This window comes from Exiguobacterium sp. S3 (genome assembly GCF_018617295.1).
Classification (GTDB): domain Bacteria; phylum Bacillota; class Bacilli; order Exiguobacteriales; family Exiguobacteriaceae; genus Exiguobacterium; species Exiguobacterium profundum.
Genome location: NZ_JACSJW010000004.1, coordinates 216138 through 237741, shown reverse-complemented (window position 1 = coordinate 237741; position 21604 = coordinate 216138). Strand labels below are relative to the sequence as shown.

The 21604-nt window shown below is 48.5% G+C and carries 17 protein-coding genes; 8 read left to right on the top strand and 9 right to left on the bottom strand.

The window, feature by feature from the left end:
• Positions 1 to 61: 61 nt before the first annotated feature.
• Both htpG and KNO65_RS12150 read right to left on the bottom strand, forming a co-directional pair.
• The gene (htpG, locus tag KNO65_RS12155) at positions 62 to 1930 is read right to left on the bottom strand and encodes a molecular chaperone HtpG (RefSeq protein ID WP_214784486.1); all 1869 of its coding nucleotides are present in this window, start codon (positions 1928 to 1930) and stop codon (positions 62 to 64) included.
• Positions 1931 to 2232: 302 nt separating this feature from the next.
• Positions 2233 to 2868 (bottom strand): TetR/AcrR family transcriptional regulator, encoded by a 636-nt coding sequence (locus KNO65_RS12150; RefSeq protein ID WP_264093143.1) that lies wholly within the window; start codon positions 2866 to 2868, stop codon positions 2233 to 2235.
• Positions 2869 to 2982: 114 nt separating this feature from the next.
• Here KNO65_RS12150 and KNO65_RS12145 point away from each other — a divergent pair, with 114 nt between their 5' ends.
• Together KNO65_RS12145 and KNO65_RS12140 are read left to right on the top strand one after the other, a co-directional pair.
• Positions 2983 to 3732 (top strand): SDR family NAD(P)-dependent oxidoreductase, encoded by a 750-nt coding sequence (locus tag KNO65_RS12145; protein ID WP_214784483.1) that lies wholly within the window; start codon positions 2983 to 2985, stop codon positions 3730 to 3732.
• Positions 3733 to 4027: 295 nt separating this feature from the next.
• Positions 4028 to 4468: a hypothetical protein gene (locus tag KNO65_RS12140; protein WP_214784480.1), complete on the top strand. Its 441-nt coding sequence runs from the start codon at positions 4028 to 4030 to the stop codon at positions 4466 to 4468.
• Between the two features lie 28 nt (positions 4469 to 4496).
• On the opposite strand, the gene rluF is transcribed toward KNO65_RS12140, so the two are convergent.
• Complete coding sequence (gene rluF, locus KNO65_RS12135; protein WP_015880301.1) at positions 4497 to 5207, bottom strand: 23S rRNA pseudouridine(2604) synthase RluF; 711 nt, start codon at positions 5205 to 5207, stop codon at positions 4497 to 4499.
• A 92-nt stretch (positions 5208 to 5299) separates the two neighbouring features.
• Between rluF and KNO65_RS12130 the strand changes: the two genes are divergently transcribed.
• Positions 5300 to 6124 (top strand): hypothetical protein, encoded by an 825-nt coding sequence (locus KNO65_RS12130; RefSeq protein ID WP_214784478.1) that lies wholly within the window; start codon positions 5300 to 5302, stop codon positions 6122 to 6124.
• Here the strand turns inward: KNO65_RS12130 and KNO65_RS12125 are convergent.
• Both KNO65_RS12125 and KNO65_RS12120 read right to left on the bottom strand, forming a co-directional pair.
• Positions 6090 to 6740: a C39 family peptidase gene (locus KNO65_RS12125; protein ID WP_159563244.1), complete on the bottom strand. Its 651-nt coding sequence runs from the start codon at positions 6738 to 6740 to the stop codon at positions 6090 to 6092. The two genes, KNO65_RS12130 and KNO65_RS12125, sit on opposite strands and share 35 nt — an antisense overlap.
• A gap of 73 nt (positions 6741 to 6813) precedes the next feature.
• A complete protein-coding gene (locus KNO65_RS12120; protein WP_214784475.1) occupies positions 6814 to 8187 on the bottom strand; it encodes a YjiH family protein in 1374 nt (457 codons plus the stop codon).
• Positions 8188 to 8448: 261 nt separating this feature from the next.
• On the opposite strand from KNO65_RS12120, the gene KNO65_RS12115 reads away from it, so the two are divergent.
• The 5 genes from KNO65_RS12115 (at position 8449) to KNO65_RS12095 (ending at position 14784) form a co-directional block, all read left to right on the top strand.
• Positions 8449 to 9441 carry an LLM class flavin-dependent oxidoreductase gene (locus KNO65_RS12115; protein ID WP_214784472.1) on the top strand — a complete coding sequence of 331 codons (993 nt, stop codon included), beginning with the start codon at positions 8449 to 8451 and terminating at the stop codon, positions 9439 to 9441.
• Positions 9442 to 9579: 138 nt separating this feature from the next.
• The gene (locus KNO65_RS12110; protein WP_214784469.1) at positions 9580 to 12750 is read left to right on the top strand and encodes an EAL domain-containing protein; all 3171 of its coding nucleotides are present in this window, start codon (positions 9580 to 9582) and stop codon (positions 12748 to 12750) included.
• A gap of 2 nt (positions 12751 to 12752) precedes the next feature.
• On the top strand, positions 12753 to 13508 hold the full coding sequence (locus KNO65_RS12105; protein WP_214784466.1) for a P-loop NTPase family protein: 756 nt from the start codon (positions 12753 to 12755) through the stop codon (positions 13506 to 13508).
• The gene (locus tag KNO65_RS12100; protein ID WP_214784463.1) at positions 13496 to 14353 is read left to right on the top strand and encodes an MBL fold metallo-hydrolase; all 858 of its coding nucleotides are present in this window, start codon (positions 13496 to 13498) and stop codon (positions 14351 to 14353) included. The genes KNO65_RS12105 and KNO65_RS12100 overlap by 13 nt, the downstream gene beginning before the upstream one ends.
• Positions 14350 to 14784, top strand: a complete 435-nt coding sequence (locus tag KNO65_RS12095; RefSeq protein WP_078146021.1) for a GNAT family N-acetyltransferase — start codon at positions 14350 to 14352, stop codon at positions 14782 to 14784. The genes KNO65_RS12100 and KNO65_RS12095 overlap by 4 nt, the downstream gene beginning before the upstream one ends.
• A gap of 22 nt (positions 14785 to 14806) precedes the next feature.
• On the opposite strand, the gene guaC is transcribed toward KNO65_RS12095, so the two are convergent.
• From guaC to KNO65_RS12075, 4 genes are all read right to left on the bottom strand, one after another.
• On the bottom strand, positions 14807 to 15790 hold the full coding sequence (gene guaC / locus KNO65_RS12090) for a GMP reductase (RefSeq protein ID WP_031424215.1): 984 nt from the start codon (positions 15788 to 15790) through the stop codon (positions 14807 to 14809).
• A 199-nt stretch (positions 15791 to 15989) separates the two neighbouring features.
• Positions 15990 to 18050, bottom strand: a complete 2061-nt coding sequence (locus KNO65_RS12085; protein ID WP_214784460.1) for a PAS domain S-box protein — start codon at positions 18048 to 18050, stop codon at positions 15990 to 15992.
• 112 nt (positions 18051 to 18162) lie between these two features.
• Positions 18163 to 19347: an MFS transporter gene (locus KNO65_RS12080; RefSeq protein WP_074037854.1), complete on the bottom strand. Its 1185-nt coding sequence runs from the start codon at positions 19345 to 19347 to the stop codon at positions 18163 to 18165.
• Positions 19348 to 19509: 162 nt separating this feature from the next.
• Entirely contained in the window at positions 19510 to 21519 is a 2010-nt protein-coding gene (locus KNO65_RS12075) for a catalase (protein ID WP_214784457.1), read from the bottom strand.
• Positions 21520 to 21604: the final 85 nt, after the last annotated feature.

Below are 21604 nucleotides of genomic sequence, written 5' to 3'. Positions count from 1 at the left end.
GAGTGTAGCATGCTTTTTTATTAAAAACGAAAAAGACAGAGGACTCCCTCTGCCTTCACCGTCACTCCGCCATCAACGCACACACCGCATTCGAATACGCTACCGGATCTTCAATCGGTAACCCTTCAATGAGGAGGGCTTGTTGATACAAGAGGTCTGTATATTGTTTCGCTTTCGCTTCATCTTCTTTATACACACGTTGGAGTGTCTGGAAGATGGCGTGGTCGGCATTCACTTCGAGCACTTTCTCGGCTTTCATGCCGCCGCCGTTTGGCATCGCGTTCAAAATCTTCTCCATCTCGATTGAGACGTCACCCGCAACCGTCAAGCAAACCGGATGCGACTTGAGACGTGTCGAGGCACGCACTTCTTTGACGCGGTCTCCGAGCTCTTCTTTCATGAGTGCGAACAAGTCTTGGTTGTCTTCGTTGAGCGATTTCGCTTCCGCGTCATCGAGACCGAGATCGCCGCTCGCGATCGATTTGAATTCTTTGTCTTCATACGACTGAAGCATCTTGATGGCGAACTCGTCGATCTCTTCTGTGAAGTAGAGGATCTCGTATCCTTCTTCTTTCAAACGTTCTGCTTGTGGCAAGAGGTCGATGCGATGAATCGATTCGCCTGTCGCATAGTAGATATACTTCTGATCTTCTTTCATCCGCTCGACGTACTCTTTGAGCGATACAAGTTTCTTCTCGTAAGAAGAATGGAAAAGAATCAAGTCTTTCAGTTCGTCTTTGGCTGCGCCGAACTGGTCATACACGCCGAACTTCAATTGGCGACCGAACGACTCATAGAACTTCTCATAGTCCTCACGCTCGTTTTGGAGCATCTTCTCAAGCATGCCTTTGATTTTCGACTTCACGTTCTTCGCAATCACGCGAAGTTGGCGGTCCTGCTGTAACATTTCACGGGAAATGTTGAGGGAGAGGTCTTCTGAGTCGACCATCCCTTTGACGAAGCCGAAGTAATCCGGCAAGAGGTCGGGTGACTTCTCCATGATCAACACGCCGTTCGAGTAGAGCTCGAGCCCTTTCTCGAATTCTTTCGTGTAATAGTCGAACGGAACCGTTGACGGGATGTAGAGGATTGATTGATAACGAATCGTCCCGTCGACGTTCAAGTGAAGGTGCTTGAGTGGCTCATCAAAGCCGTAGCGTTTCTCGTGATAGAACGCCTTGTAATCTTCGTCAGTCAACTCGCTCTTACGCTTCCGCCAAATCGGCACCATGCTGTTGACGGTCTCTTCTTCCTTGTAATCCTCATACTCTTCTGAGTCCTCTTTTTGACGATGTTTCGTCACATCGAGTTTGATCGGGTAACGGATGAAGTCCGAATGCTTCTTGATGAGTGAGCGAATCTCGTATTCTTCAAGGAATGACGAATACGTATCATCTTCTGTGTCTGCCTTCAAGTGGAGCATAATTTCTGTACCGATGTCCGCTTTGTCTGTCGGCTCGATCGAATAGCCGTCTGTGCCTTCTGACTCCCATACGTATCCTTGATCACTGTCAATCGAGCGAGTCCGCACGGTCACACGGTCAGCGACCATGAACGCGGAATAGAACCCGACCCCGAATTGACCGATGAGGCTATGGTCTTCTTCCATCTTCGTCGCCTGTTTCATGGCGAGTGAACCGCTCTTTGCGATGATTCCGAGGTTTGTTTCGAGTTCTTCTTCTGTCATCCCAATCCCTGTATCGCGAATCGTGATCGTCCGTGCTTCTTTGTCGAGTTCAATTTTGATGAAGTAATCGTCTTTGTTGAACTCGATGCTTTCGTCTGAGAGGGCACGATAATACATCTTGTCGATGGCATCACTCGCGTTCGAGATGAGCTCACGCAGGAAGATGTCCTTATGTGTATAAATTGAGTGGACCATCAACTCTAAAATTCGTTTCGATTCCGTTTGAAACTGTTTCTTTGTCATGATCGTTCTCCTTTTGATGTCTATATTTTGGCACTCTGCATATAGGAGTGCTAACACTATTGATTATCCTAATTTTTAGGAAGATGTCAACCGAGATTGAAGAAAAGATTGACGAGGACGTAGGTTTCGCATATAGTTGAGTACATGCGATGAGCTGGTCTATGTAAGACGGCGGACATTCCCTTGAGGAGCACGTTGTGGAGCGTGGTCCGTCGCGGTAGACTTTCGAGAGCACCTCTAGTGAGAGGTGCTCATTTTTTATGTATACAACTAGCCTCCCTTCAAGCGAAGGGAGGCTTTTCTTATGCTCGAATGGATGCGAGGAACATCTCTTTTAAAGCACGCAATTGTACGGCCGGTTCGATATCGTCCTCTAAATAACTGATGTGCGACTTCAACATGATGTTGTTGCCGAACGTCCCGAACGTATTGATGATTGTGACGACGGTCACCTTCACATCGATATCCGAGCGGAATGAACCGTCTCGTTTCCCATCTTCGATCAAGGGTTCGAGTGTCTGCATGATCTGTCGTTGAACATCGATGTATGTCTCGATTCCAGGAAGAGGTGAGGCGACGAGCGATGCATAGCTCTCGAATGCCTCTCGGAAACGGGCATGGTTCGTCCGCTCCAACTGCATCTCGAAAAAGTGGTTCAAGATGATCTCGAGCCGTTCATAGGCGTTGCCTTCCTCATTCACAAACTGTTCAAATCGCTCGAGTGTCGGCTGTAGATTTTTGACGGCTGCCGCGACGATCAATTGATCTTTCTTCGGGAAGTAGCGAAACAGTGTCGCCACCCCAATTCCTGCAGCGTCCGCGATGTCCTGCATCTGAACCTTCTCAAAGCCATTCTCTATAAATAAGCGTTCTGCCTCTTGGATAATCAGTTGAACTCGTTCCTCTTTGTTTTGTTGTCGTTTACTCAATTCGATCACCTCATTGTCTGTCCTTAGTATATCGTCTTCGAGCAGTTTCGTTGAGATTAATGTCATATCCAATTATGATTATGATAGTTAGACTATCATAATTTAATGAATGGAGCTGGGACAATGCGTTTACAGGGGAAAGTAGCGGTCATCACAGGGGCAGGAAGCGGTATGGGAGAGTCAACGGCACGTCTATTCGCCAAAGAAGGGGCAACAGTCGTCGCGACAGACATCAATGAACAAGGAGTAAACAATGTAGTCGAGTCGATTCGGGCGCAAGGTGGGGAAGCCATCGCGGTGAAACATGACGTGACATCACGCTCGAGCTGGGAAGACGTGTTTGCAGAAGTCGAAGCGACGTGTGGCAAATTGGATATCCTCATCAATAATGCCGGAATCGCACTCGCGAAACCGTTCTTGGAACAGACAGAAGAGGACTGGGCGCGCACGTATCGCATCAACATCGATGGGGTCATGTTAGGGACACAGTATGCGATTCCGCTCATGACAGAGAATGGCGGAGGGTCGATCGTCAACATTTCCTCCATCTCAGCACTGACCGGTATGGCAGGTGCCGGGGCATACACGGCCTCAAAAGGTGCTGTCCGTTCTCTCACAAAAGCAGCGGCCGTCGATTACGGGAAGCAAAATATTCGGGTCAACTCGGTGCATCCTGGGTATATCGTGACACCGATGAGTGCACCACATATGGAGCATCCAGACTATAAACAACATTTCTTGAATCAAATCGCTTTGCCGAATCTCGGACAAGCGGATGAGGTGGCAGCAGCCGTCCTATTCCTTGCATCAGACGAGGCGAATCATATTAGCGGGATCGAACTTCCGGTAGATGGTGGCGTGACGGCGAAGTAAAAGTAGGGTCTCTATGGAGGCCCTACTTTTTTAATTACTCTAAGATTCCGATTAACTCCATTTCCGATTGAAGTATGTGGAAAGATTGCACCATTCATGAGGATTCACCTCTTTTCATTTTAAAATCATCTGTATTATTTATATTCCCGTTTTGTGTAAAGAGTTTAAGTGATTCATCAAATTGACATGATATAGTCGACATGAAAGAGTGAGATGACAAGTGTAGAACAGTGCCAAATGAGCCGAAAAAGGAAATTGATTTTACTTAGTTAACTATGAAAGTTGGTATAGTGAGATGGACACTCAGTTTGAGATGGAACGGATTTGGATGGATGAAACGGAGCTGTTTTATCAAGTTCAGCTTCAACTTCGGTCTTCTGCCTGCACCAGTAATCAGTTGATTTATTTAGATGATGCGAGTCTTGAAGATCTTCATCAAAAGATCAATCAATTCAATCAAGCGTGGGGCAAAGAACCAATCACATGGAGACTAGTCGATGAAGAAGAGGGTTCGGATGATTTGCAAGTCAATCTAACTTTCACGTTGATTGACCGGATTGGGACCATCCAAATCGATATTTTCATTCATGATGAATGGCAGTTTGACTCATTTGACCATGTTCATATGAAATTTAGAATGAGGACGACGATGGGACAGCTCGACGACTTGAGCGCTCAACTCAAACGTTTCATTCGTCGTGAGACCGACCATGTCTCATCACTTCGACCAGAATAAAGCAGCCTGAGACGACTCAGGCTGCTTTTTAGTACCATTCTTTCGGTTCGTAATTCAATTCGCGGAACAGCTGCTCACGCTCTTTTTTCGAAAGATCGCGCCATTGTCCAGGCGGGAGTTTCCCGAGCGTGATGTTCATGACACGAACGCGTTGGAGGCGGAATACTTCGTATCCGAGCGCCTCACACATCCGACGGATTTGGCGGTTGAGTCCTTGCGTGAGGGTAATGTTGAAATCGAACTTTGAAAGCGGACGGACTTTACACGGAAGTGTCTTCTGGCCAAGGATTTTGACACCGGCTTCCATCTGCTCGACGAACTCTGGTGTGATTGGCTTATCAACCGAGACGATGTATTCTTTCTCGTGCTCGCCTTCGGCACGGAGAATCTCGTTGACGATATCGCCGTCATTCGTCATGAGGATGAGACCTTCCGAGTCTTTATCAAGACGACCGATGTTGAAGATGCGGAGCGGGTGGTTGACCATGTCGACCAAGTTCCCTTTTACTTTTTTCTCTGTCGTACTCGTGATCCCGACCGGCTTATGGACGGCGATGTAGACGTTGTTTCGGGCAACCCGTGCGACAGAACCGTTGACGAGGACTTCATCGCCCGGTTTGACTTGGTCGCCGATTTTTGCTTTTTTCCCATTGATGGTGACGCGTCCCTCTTCGACGAGACGGTCGGCTTGGCGACGGGACGCCTTGCCTGATTCACTGATGAATTTATTGATGCGCATGTGTACACGTCCTTTGTTTGGCTTCGTCCTCTCACTATAACGCATTTTATAAACTCTCGAAAGCGGGAAACGAACGGGAGAGGAGGGATGACATGGAGGCAGTACGACTGTTACAAGACGCAATCCGATTTCAACAAGCACTGTGCGACACAACGTTCGAGAAAGAATTGATTCAAGAGGCATCACCTGTCCTTTGGTACGGTCGACCTGGTCCGGATCAATGGCTGACCATCGGGACGAATCCGTCTCGCGGCGAGTTTTTACATCGTGACGGGACACCGAGAACGGGGCAACACCAAAAGTTCTATTGGCGGAACATACTCTCGTTTGACGATTACCTCGGAAATGAAGAGGCGCTGCAACAAACGCTCGAACGGGCATCGGTCTATTTCGAGTCGAATCGCGCGACGACGAACTGGTTCGGGAAACCGGATGGCGCCAAACTCGAGGCACTCCTCAACGGGATGGGGCGTTCGTTCTATGATCATCAGGACGCTGTCATCCACGTCGATTTTTTTAAATTTGCGACGTATGAACAGATGGGGAAGATGAGGACCGGGCGCCACTGGATGGAACATTCGACCTCAATCGAACTGTTGGAGCGGACGATTGCGCACATCAAACCAATCCGTATCATCGTGCTCGGACGGGATAACTGTCGTGCCTTTAGCGGTTTTTCAACAATCGGAAGACTGTCTGCATATCCCGCCGTCACCTATGAAATCGGACTCCACGAATCGGGTATCCCGATGATCGGACTTCATATGAAGCCGTCAGAAGTGTTCGTTGGGCTCGGGAATGGTCGTGATTCAAACGGGCTACATTACGGGTCATACGCGAAACGCGAGCACCTGTTAAAAATAGGGCAAGCGATTGACACGATTATGGACGAGTGGCTGGCGGATGGACACGCGTGATGCTACCCCAAAAGTTGAATTCGTTGAAGTCGATGTAGCGCACGTCCTTCGAACGATTGTCGAGCACGGCTAACAAGATGACGTCCGGGAACCCCCGTTTTTCAAACTGCAAGTAGCCGATTCCCGTGACAGAATGGTTTTTATAGAAGCCGTTCGCCATGTTCAACACAAACGGGCGGCTTGCTTTCAGCTCACGCTCGAACGTCGTCCATTTCCAAAGATAGCGTGAACTGCCTCGACCGTCGTACCCGTATCGCTTCCAAAGTTTCGTGATGATGGTGGCGATTTGAGTCGGCGGCGTCCCTTTTTCGTCTTTGAAATGATGCTTGAAGGCGATCTCGCGCACATCTTCTTGGATCTGTGTCACATCATCTGGGATGTTCGTATACCCATGATCTCGATAGAAACGGAAGATGGCGGTGATGGACGTCAACGTACAGTTGTTCTTCCCGTTCTCGAACTGACGTTGGAGCAAGACGGGCACGCCTTCAATCTGTACAGCGCGCTTTAATGTCCAGCGTCCGTGATAACGATCGTTCACATAAGCTTCCGGGTCGATGATCCCGGCATAGCCGTTGTTCGCAACCTCGAGTTGTCCTGCAAATGGGTGCTCCATCTCGGTCTCCCTCCTTTTCTTTTAGTATACAAAGGACGCCCCATCTCATAAAAGAGAAAGGGCGTCGTTTTCGTTAAAAGACAAGATGTGCGATGCCGACGATGATCGGAAGGGTGATGAAGGTACGTAACAAGAAAATCAAGACGAGGTCGAGGAATGAGATCGGTAGTTTTGAACCGAGCAACAAGCCCCCGACTTCTGACATATAGATGAGCTGGGTAACCGACAACGTAGCGATGACAAACCGTGTCAACTCACTCTCGATGCCGCTTCCGAGAACGGCCGGCAAGAACATGTCGGCGAAACCGACGACCATCGTTTGAGCGGCTTCCGATGCCTCAGGCACTTGAAGGAGCATCAAAATCGGTTCGAACGGCTTTCCGAGGATAGTGAAGAACGGCGTATATTCTGCGATGATGACCGCAATCGTCCCGACTGCCATGACGACAGGGAGGACGCCGATCCACATATCGAGCACGTTCTTGAAGCCGTCTTTGAGCGTCTCTAGGAAACTTTTACTCGAACGTGACTTTTGTAACGCCTGAATTAACGCCCACTTACCGAGTGACACGTTCGCGGGTACTTCTTCTTCCGGTTTGAGCTCGGTCTTCTCATAAGCCGTGTCTGCCTTTTTAGATAATGGATAAATCCGTGGCATGATGAGAGCGGCGACTAGTCCGGATAAAACGATGGCCCCGTAGTAAGGCAAGAAGTATTGGTCGAGTTCGACATACTGTAAGACGACGATGGTGAAGGTGATGGAGACGACGGAGAATGTCGTCGCAATGATCGACGCTTCCCGTTTCGTGTAATAACCTTCCTCATACTGTTTGGTCGTCAGTAGAATTCCGATCGTCGCATCCCCGACCCATGAGGCGAGCGAGTCAAGTGAGGCGCGCCCTGGCAAGCGGAAGAGCGGACGCATGATCTTCATCAAGAACGTCCCGACGAACTCGAGAAGTCCGAAGTTCAATAGGAGCGGTAACAACATACCGGCAAAGAAGAATGTCGCAAATAAGATTGGAATCAAATCAAAGAGCAATAAGCCCCCTGTAAATTCTGACGTGATCATCTCTGGTCCGAGTGTGAGTAGCGTCATGACCCCAGCGATGAAACCGATCACGCGCATGACGAACCAAAACGGTGTCACGCTAAACAGTGCGTTGATGGATGGTCGCTCCATCATAAAAGCAGGACGTGCCGTAAAGAGTAATAATGAGCCGACAATCGAAATCCCCATCATGATGACGGCGAGTGTCGGGACGAAATCCCCAATCCAGTCAATCAGCAGATTGGATAAGAAGGCGACTGGAATCGTGAAGCCTTCCTCTGATGAGATTGGTACGATGAAAAACATGATCCCGATGAGTGATGGAATCAAGAACTTAAAAAAGTCTCGACTCGAAAAAGAAGATTTCTTTCCGTCTGGTGTTGATGAACCATTCATGATGCATTCCCCATTTCCCCGAAGTGTTTGTGCTGTCTATGTATCCCCATTACACATCCAGCCGTTCTTAAAACGTATTTCTTTCTTAGTATAAAAAATAGGACCAGGTGCTATCAACAATATGCGGAAATTTTCTGAAAAATACAAGATTAAATACTAGGCAAAACATTCGTATTCCATCAAACCATTTAGTATGATGACGGCGAGTCCAACAAATTCAAGATATTTAGAAACTTCATTATAGAGATAGGAGAATGCATGATGAGATTGAGTGTGTTAGACCAGGCGCCGGTCACGTCGGGTCATACAGGAGAACATGCGCTGAACAGTGCGGTCGAGCTCGCACAAGTCGCAGAAGAGTTAGGATATTACCGCATGTGGATGGCGGAGCATCATGGGGGCATGTCGTTCGCCAGCTCGGCTCCAGAGGTCATCACGGCCTATCTGGCAGCGAAGACGAACAAGATTCGTCTCGGGTCCGGCGGCATCATGATGATGCACTACTCGCCACTCAAGATGGCAGAGGTATTCAAGACGCTCAGCGCGCTCGCCCCAGGACGGATCGACTTTGGTGTCGGACGTGCGCCAGGCGGTGATGCGAACGCGATCTATGCGATGTCACAAGGGCAGAAACCGATGATGGATGGACTTTACGAGAAACTCGATACGACGCTTCAATTGATTAAAGATGAGGCACCGGAGGAAAGATGGTATAAAAATACACCGGCTGCTCCGACTGGTGTCAGCCTTCCAGAAGCGTGGTTACTCGGTTCGAGTGGGAACAGCGCCGTGCAGGCCGGACGGATGGGGCTCGGCTATTCGTTTGCCCAGTTCTTTAACGGACAATTGAGTGCCGATACGCTCGCCACATACCGTCACCATTTCACGCCGTCTGATTTTATGGAGAAACCGGACATCAGCGTCACGTATTTGGTCACGACGGCAGAGACGGAAGAAGAGGCGGAATATTTGGCCCGACCTTCTGATCTGTCGCGTCTCTTCTTGATGCGTGGTCAATTGAGACAGCTGTTGAGTCCGGAAGCGGCCCACGACTATCCGCTCACGGAGGTTGATAAAATCCATATCGCCAACAACCGAGCCATCCACCTCGTAGGAACGCCGAAACAAATCGCGGAACAGTTACGGGATGAATCGGAACGCTATGGTTTCGATGAGGCGATGATTTGTAGCATCCAGCATAAGCAGGAAGATCGCCTGAACGTCTATCGTCTCTTGGCGAATGAATTGCTTTAACCTGAAGAGCACCTTCTCAAGTATGAGAGGGTGTTTTTTTATAAGAGAAAAACGTTTCCCCATTTTTTCAAAGGTTTTCTCCATAGTTTGAGCGAAACCAACTACACTATAAGAAAAAGGAACGGGTGGAGGGATACGATGCAACGGATGAAAGGCGACCCATATTATCTATTCGAGCTGTTCACACGCTTGTATCGAATGGTATTTCTAATGGAAGTGACAGAAGCAGGCTATCGTTACGTAAATGTGAGCGAACAGGGGAAGGTGGCCTCTTCGCTTCCAAGTGATGTAGAAGGGCGGTATTTACATGAGATGTATCGCTCGGAAGTGGTCGAGGAATTGATTGAACATTATGATGCGGTCGTTGAGACAGGGGAGCCGGTCTACTTCATGTCGCAAATGAACATCGACTCCAATACGGCCCGATTCGCTTCTTCTATGCTTGTACCGATTGAAGATGAGGATGGACTCGTTCGTTATGTACTCGGTTTGACAACTGATTTATCCGAGGAGGCGGAGATCAAGTTGTTAAAGAGTATCGAGCATATGGACTATTTGACCGGTATGCCAAATCTGATGAAAGTCAAATTGGAGCTCGACCAGTTGTTCGAGCAACATGACACCGAAGAGACGAGCGTCATGCGCCTTCACATCAACCGTTTCAAGATGATGATGTCGCTTCAAGGTGTGGAGCGCTCGAATCAGTTGATTAAAGACATCACACGTCAATTGGCGAATACGCTTCCGAAAGGTTCAATTATCGGTCGAGTAGACGGTGAAGACTTTATCGCGGTGTTACCTCATACTCCAATCCGGTTGGCATACATGTACGCCGAGCATTTGCTTGACGTGATTGCAGATCATTCGTATCAAGTGGCGGAGGCCGAATTCCCGTTATCGAGTTGTATCGGGATTGGTGCCGGTACAGCGGATGCCGACCGTGTCATCATGAACGCCTCCACGGCTCTGTTGGAAGCGCGTCAGACGGGAAATCAAACGATTCGTTTATATGAACACGATGAGTACGTGCAGCGTTACATCGATGAGATGATGATCGAAACGGAACTGGTCAAAGCGTTGAAGCTAGATGAGTTATACATGGTGTATCAACCGAAAGTGTCGATGGACGGTGCGATTCATTTTGAGGCACTCATTCGCTGGGAGAGTCCTGTTCTCGGATTCATTTCACCTGAAACGTTCATTCGTGTGGCTGAACAGTCACTCTTGATCGAAGACGTGACACGATTCGTCATGAATCGGGTATGTCAGGATGTGTCGTCACAACCTGAGCAGTTTGAAGGGCGCCGCGTGGCTGTGAATGTCTCACCGAATTTATTTCATGAACACCATATGAATGAACTGGTTGCGATCATTGCATCGTATGGTCTTGTGCCAGAACAATTTGAGTTTGAGGTGACCGAGCACACGTTGATGCATGAACCGGTAGCGGCGATCAAAACGGTCGAATCGCTCAAACAACAAGGATTTCGACTGTTGATTGATGACTTTGGGGTCAGTTATTCCTCGTTGAATTATTTGAAGTTGTTCGAGATTGATGGGATCAAGATCGACCGGTCGTTCGTCGCGCAACTCGATCAGGAGAGCGGCATGAAAGAGTATGAAATCGTCAAACTGATTGTCTCGTTGGCCAAAAAGCTAGAGTTAGAGGTGACGGCTGAAGGTGTGGAGACGGAAGAACAATATCGGATCTTACGTCAGCTCGGCTGCGATGAGATTCAAGGGTATTTCTTCAGTCGTCCGATGCCGCTCGCGGAGTTAGAAGAGGCGCTCGGAATCTTGTATTCCCATCAGATGATGTTATCGAAGATCGAGCAGCCTGCGCAGTTGTTGCATCCTTCTCTAGATGAGCGTGAATTGCAACGACTCAAAGCGATATTACGATTGGAAATTTTAAATACGCCACAAGAGGAACGATTTGACCGAATCTCCCGATTGGTCGCACAAACCTTTCAGATGCCAATCGCATTCATTTCGATCATGACGACAGACCAACAGTGGTTCAAATCGTGTGTCGGTATCGAGCTCGAATCCGCTCACCTCAAACGGGAATGGACGTTATGTAATCGGGTTGTCACATCAGAGTCTCCGCTGGTGATTGAAGATGTTGCGGCAGCAGCGATTGAAAGTGACAGTCCTTGGATTGACCAAATCGGATTTTATGCAGGTGTACCGTTGCGGACGAAGCAAGGTCACGTCATCGGCACACTTTGCGTAGTGGATGGGCAGGCGAGAACGTTCTCAGAAGAAAATTTGAAGGCGCTCGAATCGTTTACGCATTGGGTCATGACAGAGATCGAGCACACGGAAGTCTCGAGAAGACAAATCACGCGACAACAATCAATCGAAGCATTGTATGAAGCGACGGCATTGCGTGTACCGTTCCAAGATCAATTGGCCCGGGTTCAAGAAATTTTATTGGAATGGGTCGGTTACTCCCACGGGGTCATCTTCTCGATTGAGCCTTCGCATCGTCTTCTAGTAGAGCATGGGGTCTCTCGTTTGACTTGGGGGGAAGAAGAACTGCATTCCCTACATCAACTGACAACGGTCGGCGCGCAAACGCTTCAGGAAGGTGATCTGATTGTAGATGGTATCGAATTCACGAGGCTTGTCAGTTTTCCTTTGACGCATGAGCATCAAGTGTTTGGCTGGGTCGTTCTTCTCGCGGAGCAAGGCAACTTGAATGATCATCTTGATGAGGAAATGTTGCAAGAGTTGACTGGGACGGTACGGTTGCTTGCACGATGGATGGAGAATGGGATTCGAAAGGAACGGAAACAACGCGAGATGATTCGAATCGCAAAACAAGATCAACTGACAAAACTGTACAATCGTCATACGCTCACGACCGATTTATACAAAAAGATGCACCGGACGCCATCGATTACAGTGACACTGGTCAACCTAGACGATTTTAAAAGAATCAACGATCAGTACGGGCACATGATAGGGGATGAAGTGTTAATTGAAATCGCACAACGATTAAATGAATTCGTCCAGCATGTTGGTGGTCAAGTGTACCGTTTTTCAGACGATGAATTCATGTTGGTGCAAACGGGTCCACTGAGTGGGATTGAACAGGTCAATGAAGTTATTTCCCAGGGAATAGACGCATCGAATGGTGAAGTCATTCATCTTACGGCAAGTGTTGGCGTCACCCTAGTCAAGTCGACCGACACCGTCGATTCGATTCTTCAACAAGCAGATGCCGCGATGTATATTGCAAAGAACAATGGAGGAGACCAGTGGTTCCAATATGGTGGATACTCAGATGACAAGGGGATTTAAGTATGGGGAGATTATGGCTGATTGAAGGATTGCCAGGAAGCGGAAAGTCTACATTTGCCGAGAGGCTGCGAGATAAACGGAATGGCAAGTTCTATTCGGAAGTAGATGCGTCACACCCCGTGGATATGCATGATGTCTATTGGGTCGAGGACAAACCATCAACCGGTCGCATTCTCGATGAAATCGAAAAAGGGTGGCTCGTCCGTTATGATGGTGATGAAGAACGGATCGGAACAGACGTCTACGAGTTACCTTTCTCCCTTCACACACGAATCATGTGCGAACGCTGGCGGCGTTATGTTCAAAAGTTAGATAGGGAGGAAGAGGACATCATCTTTGAATGTGCGTTGCTCCAAAATCCTTTCACCATTGGAATGGTTGCCCAAGATGTTCCGTTAGCGGACATGGAAGCATACGTTCAAGAGGTCGCAGACATCCTAAAACCGATTGATCCGATGGTCGTTTATTTGGCATTGGATGACGTTGCACGCATCTTTCCGATTGTATATGATGAACGACCGATGGGATGGCAAAGCGGTTTTGTCGAGTATTATACGAGCGGCGCCTATGGTGTGAACCATGCGCATAAGGGTATGGCCGGAACGATTGAGATTTTAGTGGAACGCCAACGACGTGAGCTTGAACTGTTGAAACGATTACCTCTTCGGCACGCTCGGATTCAAAATGATAATCGGCATTCATTTGAAGAATTAACGAATTTATTAGAGGAGGAGTCGATTCGTACATGCAAACCTTAATCAAACATTCGGAACGTTTTTGGTATATGACACCCGTTGACCGTACCGATCGACCAATTCTCGGTGCCGTTATCGGCGATACGCATACGCTACTCATCGATGCGGGCAATTCCGTTTCGCACGCCTCATTCTTTTTAGAACAGCTAGAAAAACAAGGCCTCCGTGCGCCGTCGATGGTCGCATTGACGCATTGGCATTGGGATCACATCTTCGGTTTACCTGCACTTGAAGGAATGGTCTTCATTGCGAGTGAAGCGACCAAACAGGGGATGGAAAAACTTGTCCCATATGCTTGGGATGATGTCTCTCTCGATGAGCGGGTGGCGGAAGGGATTGAAATCGCATTTTGCGCGGAAGCAATCCGTGAAGAATATGGAGACGCGCGCGATATCAAAATCGTATTACCTACGCTGACGTTTCAAGAATCGCTGACACTCGACCTCGGTGGCGTTCACGTCGTGTTACGACATGTCGGAGGAGACCACGCAAAAGATGCGGTTGTCCTTTACATCGTAGAAGAACGGGTATTATTTTTAGGAGACGCGTTATACGCAGACATCTATTCTCCCACATGGCGAATGACTCCGGAAGAAACCCTGCGGTTGTTGAATGTATTGGAATCGTTTGATGCTAAACAGATTGTCTGGTCACACGGTGAGATGGTGAGTCGTGAATCTTTCGCAGAAGATTGCCTTGCATTAAGACGAATCGCCACCATTTCGAATGATTTCCCAGGAAATATTGATGAAATCACGCAGTCATATGCTTCACTCGTCAATCGGGAGATCACCGAGGAAGAGAACGAGTTGATTACGTTTTTTGTGAACGGGACGGTGGGAAGATGACTTACACTATCACGCGGATTCACGAGGAAGACGAGACGTTCCAACAGTTTTTGACCACTCAATTACGTGAGTATAACAACGTTCGTTCGATTTACCATCGTGACATTCGCGAGGCGCACGTGCCGACCATTCAGTTGAAAGTGGAGCAAGAAGGACGGGTAATCGCCGGCTTATATGGGAGTGTGTATTGGGGATGGTTCGATTTGGATCGTCTTTGGGTCGATGCAGACTTTCATGGTCAGGGCATCGGTAGCCAATTGCTTAGAGAAGGGGAGGCGTTAGCGAAGTCGCTCGGTGCGACGCGTGTGAAATTGACGACGTTCTCGTTTCAAGCGAAACCGTTTTATGAGCGATTCGGTTACACGGTAATAGGTGTGCTACCGGACTATCCGCCGGGATCGGATTACTATATGATGATGAAGCAATTATAAAAGGCGACACGAGGTCGCCTTTTTAATACACTTTATCCCCATTGAAGATTGAATTTTTCACCATGACGTAGTCTACGGTGCGCAATGCCTCGAGACTGTCACCACCCGCGTAAGAAATCGCCGATTGGAGGTCTTGCTCCATCTCGGTCAATGTATCTTGTAGTGCCCCTTTGTGTTCGACAAACATTTTTTTCCCCTCGACGTTCTTTCGCTCACCCTTTTGGAACTCAGAAGCAGAACCGAAATACTCTTTCAATTGTTTCCCGTCCTGCTCGAACGTTTCCCCCGGTGATTCATCGTGTCCGGCGAACAATGAACCAATCATGACCATCGAAGCGCCGAAGCGAATCGATTTCGCAATGTCACCATGTGTACGGATGCCCCCATCCGCGATAATCGGTTTCGTCGCTGCTTTGGCACACCAGCGAAGTGCAGCCAATTGCCAGCCCCCGGTACCAAAACCTGTCTTGATTTTCGTGATACACACCTTACCAGGACCGATCCCGACCTTCGTCGCATCCGCTCCGGCATGCTCCAATTCGCGAACGGCCTCTGGTGTCCCGACGTTCCCCGCGATGACGAAGGATCCAGGAAGATGGTGTTTGATATGCTGAATCATTCGGATAACCGCATTCGAATGACCGTGAGCGATATCGATTGTAATAAATTCTGGCGTATGACCGGTCGATTTGAGCATTTCGATAAACCCATACTCTTCTTCCTTCACGCCGACACTGATGGATGCATACAAACCACGCTCATGCATGTCTTGGATAAACGCCAGGCGCGTCTCTGGATTGAAGCGATGCATGATGTAAAAATATCCGTTCTTAGCCAGCATCAATGCGACCTTTTCATCGATAATCGTCTGCATGTTAGCCGGAACGACCGGTAATCGGAACGTGAAGCCACCAAGCTCGACGGTCGGATCACATTCCGAACGACTGTCGACAATACATTTTGCAGGAATTAATTGAATATCTTCGTAATCAAATACTTTATCCATATATCGCACCCCTATTCACGAACATTAACGTATTGAACAATAAAAAACTTCGCCCATTCGGTAATATAACGTGAATAGAGTTTAAAGTCAAAGGATAATTCAATTAATTTATCTTAAAAATGAATAAAATTAAATCAATTGATGTTTAATGTTCGGATTTAGGATTTATTTTCGGTGTTTCACGTGAAAAAAGGACCACTTATTGGTGGTCCTTTGCGAGTGCATATTGATTTCGTCCACCTGCTTTGGCTTCATAGAGAGCGAGGTCGGCACGTTTTAGTAACTGTTTGGTCGACAACCCTTTTACAAATCGAGCACCCCCGACACTTGAAGTCGTAATGAACGTATGTTGGTCGATTTCCCATGGGCGCTGTAGTGCTTGAATGATTTTCTCTGCAACCCGATGTAGGGCACAGGGATCGTTGAAGCGAATGAGAACGGCAAACTCATCACCGCCAAGTCTGGCAATCATATCTTGTTTGCGAAGCACGGATGTCAATCGACGAGCGAGTTGTCGCAAGAGCTCATCGCCCACATCATGACCGAACGTGTCGTTGATTTGTTTGAATCGGTCAACGTCAAGAGCGAGGACGGCCAATTCACCTTGCTCGAATTCGGTTCGATCGATCGCTTCCTCGAGGTAAGCGAGGAAGAAACGACGGTTCGGTAAATCGGTCAGCGTGTCGTGATACGCCAAATGCTTCAGTTGCTTCTCTAGTGCTTTTCGCTGCATGATTTCTCGGCTGACCGTCAAATAGTGTAGGAGAAGTCCGGATTCATCATAGATGGCCTGAATTTTCGTTTCGAGCCAAATCCAGCGCTGGTCAGCATGGAAATGACGAAACTCAAGGGTCAAGGAGATGTCTTCTTCCTTCATTTCTTTCAACTGCTCCCGGACGATCTGGATGTCGTCCGGATGGATATAGTCGAGCGTATTCTTCCCTTCGTAATATCCGGCCGCAAAACCGAGTACGGTACGGTGAGAAGGGGACGCATAACGAACAGTACCATCCCGTTCTAGTATGCAGACGAGGTCACTCATGTTTTCTGTGATCAATCGATATTGTAACTCACTCTGTCTTAACGCTTGTTCCATTTCACGTTTCTCCGTGACATCACGCAAAATCGTTAAGACGGCCGTTTCGCCCTCATAATCGATGAGAAGGCTACTGATATCCATCTGGAGCTTGTCTCCACTCGGTGTCATGATGACCATTTCCGTGTCTTGGACGGGGCCTCCGAGCTCGAGAGAGGCAAGTCGTTGACGGGTGGACTGATGATACTCTTCTGCGATGAATGAAAAAATCGATTCACTCTCTAGATAGGTTTCTCCGATTGTGGCGAGTGCCATCGCGTTCGCATATATAATCTGTCCTTCCTGATGCACAATGATGCCTTCCGGAATGGTTTCAATCAACTGACGGTAACGACGTTCGCTTTCGACCGTGGCACGCTCGGCATTTTTCTCTGGCGTCAAATCGATGATGATCGCAAACAGGCCGGTAATGTTACCGCCGACCTCGATTGGAATGTTGAGGACGGTTAAGTCGAGTCGTTCCCCGGATTGATGTTCAGCATAAATGGAATACTTGTGTGGAATCCCAGACAGCGTGAATTGTAACCCTTTCCTGACTCGAGACCGCTCACTCTCGGGAAGCCAATGCAGGAACGGATGATGAAGCATATCTTGTTCCGTATGACCGGTGATGACCGTGACGGCCGGGTTGACAGATTTGATGTTTAAATGATGGTCGAGTACAAAGATGCCATGTGGAGAATACCGTCGTAGCGACTCGTGATGATCTTTTAAGATCGACAATTCGAGTTCGCGACGCTTCCGTTCCGTCACTTCACGAACGACGGAGACGATATGGGTACAGCGCCCCTCATCATTGAAAATCGGAGTCACTTCTGACTCGAAATAATGAAGGGGGAGCGTCAATACATCATCCGCCTCGACCGTATCCGTATAAAAGGAGTCAGCAAGACGGTAGTCTTCGTAGACGACACTCTTTTTTGTACGAATCGCTTCATCGTAATACTGCGTAATAAGTGTAGCGGTCTCGGTCGGGACCAACTCATCGATGGTCTTGCCGACATCCGCATCCGACCAATTGATGGCCCGTTTCCCAGGCTCATTTACGAAGACGTAGCGATATGCTGAACCATCGACTTCCATAAAGAACACATAGTCTGAAATTTTATCGAACGTCCGTAGTAAAATCGATGCGTTGGATTGAAGTGTTTGGTCAGCTTTCATCTCGTCTCCCTCATTTCGTTCATTCTATTTTTTACACGTCATTTTTATCTTACCGCATCATTCGATCAAATGTGTGAACTTTCAAAAAAAGACGGGATGTACGTACACCCCGTCAAGCAGCTTCGTTCAGTTGTTTTTGTTCGTTCCGTCCATTCATGACGTAATACAAGAAAATGGTAAAGAGAACGACGCCTGAAAGAATCAAATATAGTGTCGAGAAGCCCGTCAGTGGAATCAACAACCCGATGAAATAAGGACCAAACCCTAGACCGGCATCAAGTGCGATGAAGAAGGTCGATGTCGCCATCCCCATTCGGTGGGGTGGAGAGGCCTTGACGGCGATTGCTTGAGTCCCGGATTGGATATTCCCGAAGCCTAATCCGATTAACGCACCGGCAAGTAGAAGCATCCAACCGCTGTTCGCCTGGCTGAGCACGAGCAGTCCAATCGCGAAGATGGCGATTGCCGGATACATGACGACGTTCGCTCCACGCGCGTCCATCAACTTTCCTGTGATCGGTCGTGATAATAGGACTGCGACCGAATAGACGAGGAAGAAGATGCTCGCCGCCTCGATCAAGTCGAGTTCACTCGCATAGAAGTTGATATAGGACAAGACACTCGAGTAGCTTAGTGCGGCCATCCCGATAATCAAGGCGATCGGTAGCGCTTTTGGTTCGACGAACGATTTTAAAGAGAATCCACGTACGACTTCAGGTGCGTCGACCTCAGGCACATTCACAAAGAACGTGCTCGCCAAACTGATGACCCCGATCACAAAGCAAAGAGCGAAGATGACGGTGAAGCTCGTGTGTTGGCTGAGAAGTAATCCGACGAAGGGCCCGATGGCTGTCGCCAGAGTAGAACTCATGCTGTAGTAACCGATCCCTTCACCTTTTCGAGTCGCGGGAATGACTTGCGCGACGATGGTTCCAGTTGCCGTACTCGATAATCCCATCCCGAGTCCGTGTACGAACCGTGTCAGTAATAAGAAACCGACACCCCAATGGACGAAGTACAATAAAATCGTGGCGGTGAAAAAGACGAGCCCGATATAAAGCGTCTTCTTCCGACCGATCGAATCAATCAGTCGACCGATGAACAAGCGCCCGGTCAGCGTCCCGATGATGAAGATGCCAGTGACGAGTCCTGCTTGACTCGTGGTCGCCCCGTACGACTCGACGGCATGCACCCCGATGGTGACCATCAATAAGAAAAAGATGAGCGTCAGGAAGAAGTTGATGAGCGAGATGATTAAAAAGTCTCTCGTCCAAAGTTTTTGAATAGGTTGTTGCATCATACGTGACGCCTCCTTTTCTTCAAATTCGAATAGTTAATAAACATAACTAAAAGAGTATACCAAATCAAATTAGGATTGTCCGAGATGATGCACTGCATGCAGTGAATGACAGACATGAAAAAACTCGACTCGGGAATCGAGTCGAGTCAAGTGACATCGTTAGGCACGGTCCCAGAATCGGGCAGTCGCAATCCCATCGATGAACGCATTGAATCCATCGAGGTTATGCTCGTCAAACGTGAAGACACCAGACTGGTCTTGCTTCACGCGACATGTGGCGAGTGCCTCTTTATGGTGTACGTGTAGGGCGAGCGGCTTATAGTGCTTGTACGTGTTCTCGATAAATTCGAGCACATCATCCTCGACAGTCGTCGCGGCACTCACTAAGAAGGCGGCATCGAAAAGGCTCGAGTCGACCGTATCGTACGTCTCCTTCACCTTCAGGTCACCAAGCATATACGCCTTCTTGCCGACAAGGCTGTAGTTGACGTTGTGATCGGCGAGCGTCTGCACCCACTGTTTCACCTGATTCGCATCCACGTCACCGGCAAGGAGAAGGGCGACGCTCTTCGTATCGGGCTTTTTGATTGTGTTCGCCATCGAGAGAGCAGGGGACGTCTTATCTGACTGGACCTCATTATTCTCTTCGGGCACATGTACTCCTAAGTTGTCGGCGACGACTTCAGCGAGATGACGATCGATGCGGTTCAATAAATCGACGGCGTTCTCTTTCACCATGTCCGACTCACATTTTCCGAGCTCAAAACTGCAGGCATCTTGGATGTGTTGTTTTTCGACATCGGTCATGCTGTTGTAGAAGAGCTTCGCCTGTGAATAGAAATCAAGGAAGCTGTCACTACGTCCCCGAATCTTATGACCATCGATTTTCTCTTGATAGTGCTCAAATCCACCTTGATCGGCTGGTACAGGTTCCGGCTGATTATTGTTGAGCGCATTTTTATGGTAGCTCGTCTGACCTTTGTGAACGGCCATTTGATGCATCCCGTCCCGCTGGTTGTTGTGGAACGGACAAACGGGCTTGTTGATTGGGATCTGGTGGAAGTTTGGTCCACCGAGACGCGACAGTTGGGTGTCCGTATACGAGAACAGACGACCTTGCAAGAGCGGATCGTTCGAGAAGTCGATTCCTGGGACGAGATGACCCGGGTGGAAGGCGACTTGTTCGGTTTCCGCGAAGAAGTTGTCGACGTTTCGATTAAGTGTCATCTTTCCGACGAGTTTCACTGGAATCTCTTCTTCCGGCCACAGTTTGGTTGGGTCTAAGATGTCGAAGTCATAGTTGAACTCGTCTTCTTCCGGGATCAGCTGCAGGCCGAGCTCCCATTCAGGATAGTCGCCTTTATTGATTGCTTCATAAAGGTCGACACGGTGGAAGTCAGCATTTTTCCCGACTGCTTTTTGGGCTTCGTCCCATACTTGTGAATGAACCCCGAGCTTTGGTTTCCAATGAAACTTGACGAAATGAGCTTTTCCTTCCGCATTTACAAGACGGAATGTATGCACCCCGAACCCTTCCATCATGCGTAGACTACGTGGAATCCCCCGGTCACTCATCGCCCACATGACCATGTGAGCCGTTTCATGGTTTTGTCCGACAAAATCCCAGAACGTATCGTGCGCGCTTCCCCCTTGCGGCACTTCCGTATGTGGCTCAGGCTTCACAGCGTGGACGAGGTCCGGGAACTTGATGGCATCTTGGATAAAGAAGACTGGGATGTTGTTTCCGACTAAATCGTAGTTCCCTTCGTCTGTATAGAACTTCGTCGCAAAACCACGGACGTCACGGACCGTATCCGCGGACCCGCGTGAGCCTTGGACAGTCGAGAAACGGACGAATACGGGTGTCGTCTTCGAAGGGTCATTCAAAAAGTTCGCTTTTGTGAACTCGGCGAGCGGTTCATACACCTGGAACTCCCCGTGTGCCCCGACGCCGCGCGCGTGGACGATTCGCTCCGGAATCCGCTCATGGTCGAAATGGGTCATCTTCTCGCGGAAATGGAAATCCTCGATCAATGTCGGACCACGACGTCCTGCTTTCAGCGAGAATTCGTCTTCCGCCATCTTCAGACCTTGATTTGTCGTCAAGCCAGCTTGTTGTTCGTTATCAATCGTATGTTGTTTTAACTGCGCTTCTTTCTTGTTCCCCATGTGATTGCCTCCCTTAAGTATGACTGACCGTCGTAAGTCACCATTTGACCTACTGTATCGGTGTTCCCTAACGCCAATAAAAAAA

Coding starts and splice junctions, on each gene's coding strand:
- htpG (WP_214784486.1), bottom strand. CDS start 1,930: ATGACAAAGAAACAGTTTCAAACGGAATCGAAACGAATTTTAGAGTTG.
- KNO65_RS12095 (WP_078146021.1), top strand. CDS start 14,350: ATGACTTACACTATCACGCGGATTCACGAGGAAGACGAGACGTTCCAA.
- rluF (WP_015880301.1), bottom strand. CDS start 5,207: ATGCGCATCAATAAATTCATCAGTGAATCAGGCAAGGCGTCCCGTCGC.
- KNO65_RS12105 (WP_214784466.1), top strand. CDS start 12,753: ATGGGGAGATTATGGCTGATTGAAGGATTGCCAGGAAGCGGAAAGTCT.
- KNO65_RS12145 (WP_214784483.1), top strand. CDS start 2,983: ATGCGTTTACAGGGGAAAGTAGCGGTCATCACAGGGGCAGGAAGCGGT.
- KNO65_RS12085 (WP_214784460.1), bottom strand. CDS start 18,050: ATGAAAGCTGACCAAACACTTCAATCCAACGCATCGATTTTACTACGG.
- guaC (WP_031424215.1), bottom strand. CDS start 15,790: ATGGATAAAGTATTTGATTACGAAGATATTCAATTAATTCCTGCAAAA.
- KNO65_RS12130 (WP_214784478.1), top strand. CDS start 5,300: ATGGAGGCAGTACGACTGTTACAAGACGCAATCCGATTTCAACAAGCA.
- KNO65_RS12100 (WP_214784463.1), top strand. CDS start 13,496: ATGCAAACCTTAATCAAACATTCGGAACGTTTTTGGTATATGACACCC.
- KNO65_RS12080 (WP_074037854.1), bottom strand. CDS start 19,347: ATGCAACAACCTATTCAAAAACTTTGGACGAGAGACTTTTTAATCATC.
- KNO65_RS12075 (WP_214784457.1), bottom strand. CDS start 21,519: ATGGGGAACAAGAAAGAAGCGCAGTTAAAACAACATACGATTGATAAC.
- KNO65_RS12125 (WP_159563244.1), bottom strand. CDS start 6,740: ATGGAGCACCCATTTGCAGGACAACTCGAGGTTGCGAACAACGGCTAT.
- KNO65_RS12115 (WP_214784472.1), top strand. CDS start 8,449: ATGAGATTGAGTGTGTTAGACCAGGCGCCGGTCACGTCGGGTCATACA.
- KNO65_RS12110 (WP_214784469.1), top strand. CDS start 9,580: ATGCAACGGATGAAAGGCGACCCATATTATCTATTCGAGCTGTTCACA.
- KNO65_RS12120 (WP_214784475.1), bottom strand. CDS start 8,187: ATGAATGGTTCATCAACACCAGACGGAAAGAAATCTTCTTTTTCGAGT.
- KNO65_RS12140 (WP_214784480.1), top strand. CDS start 4,028: ATGGACACTCAGTTTGAGATGGAACGGATTTGGATGGATGAAACGGAG.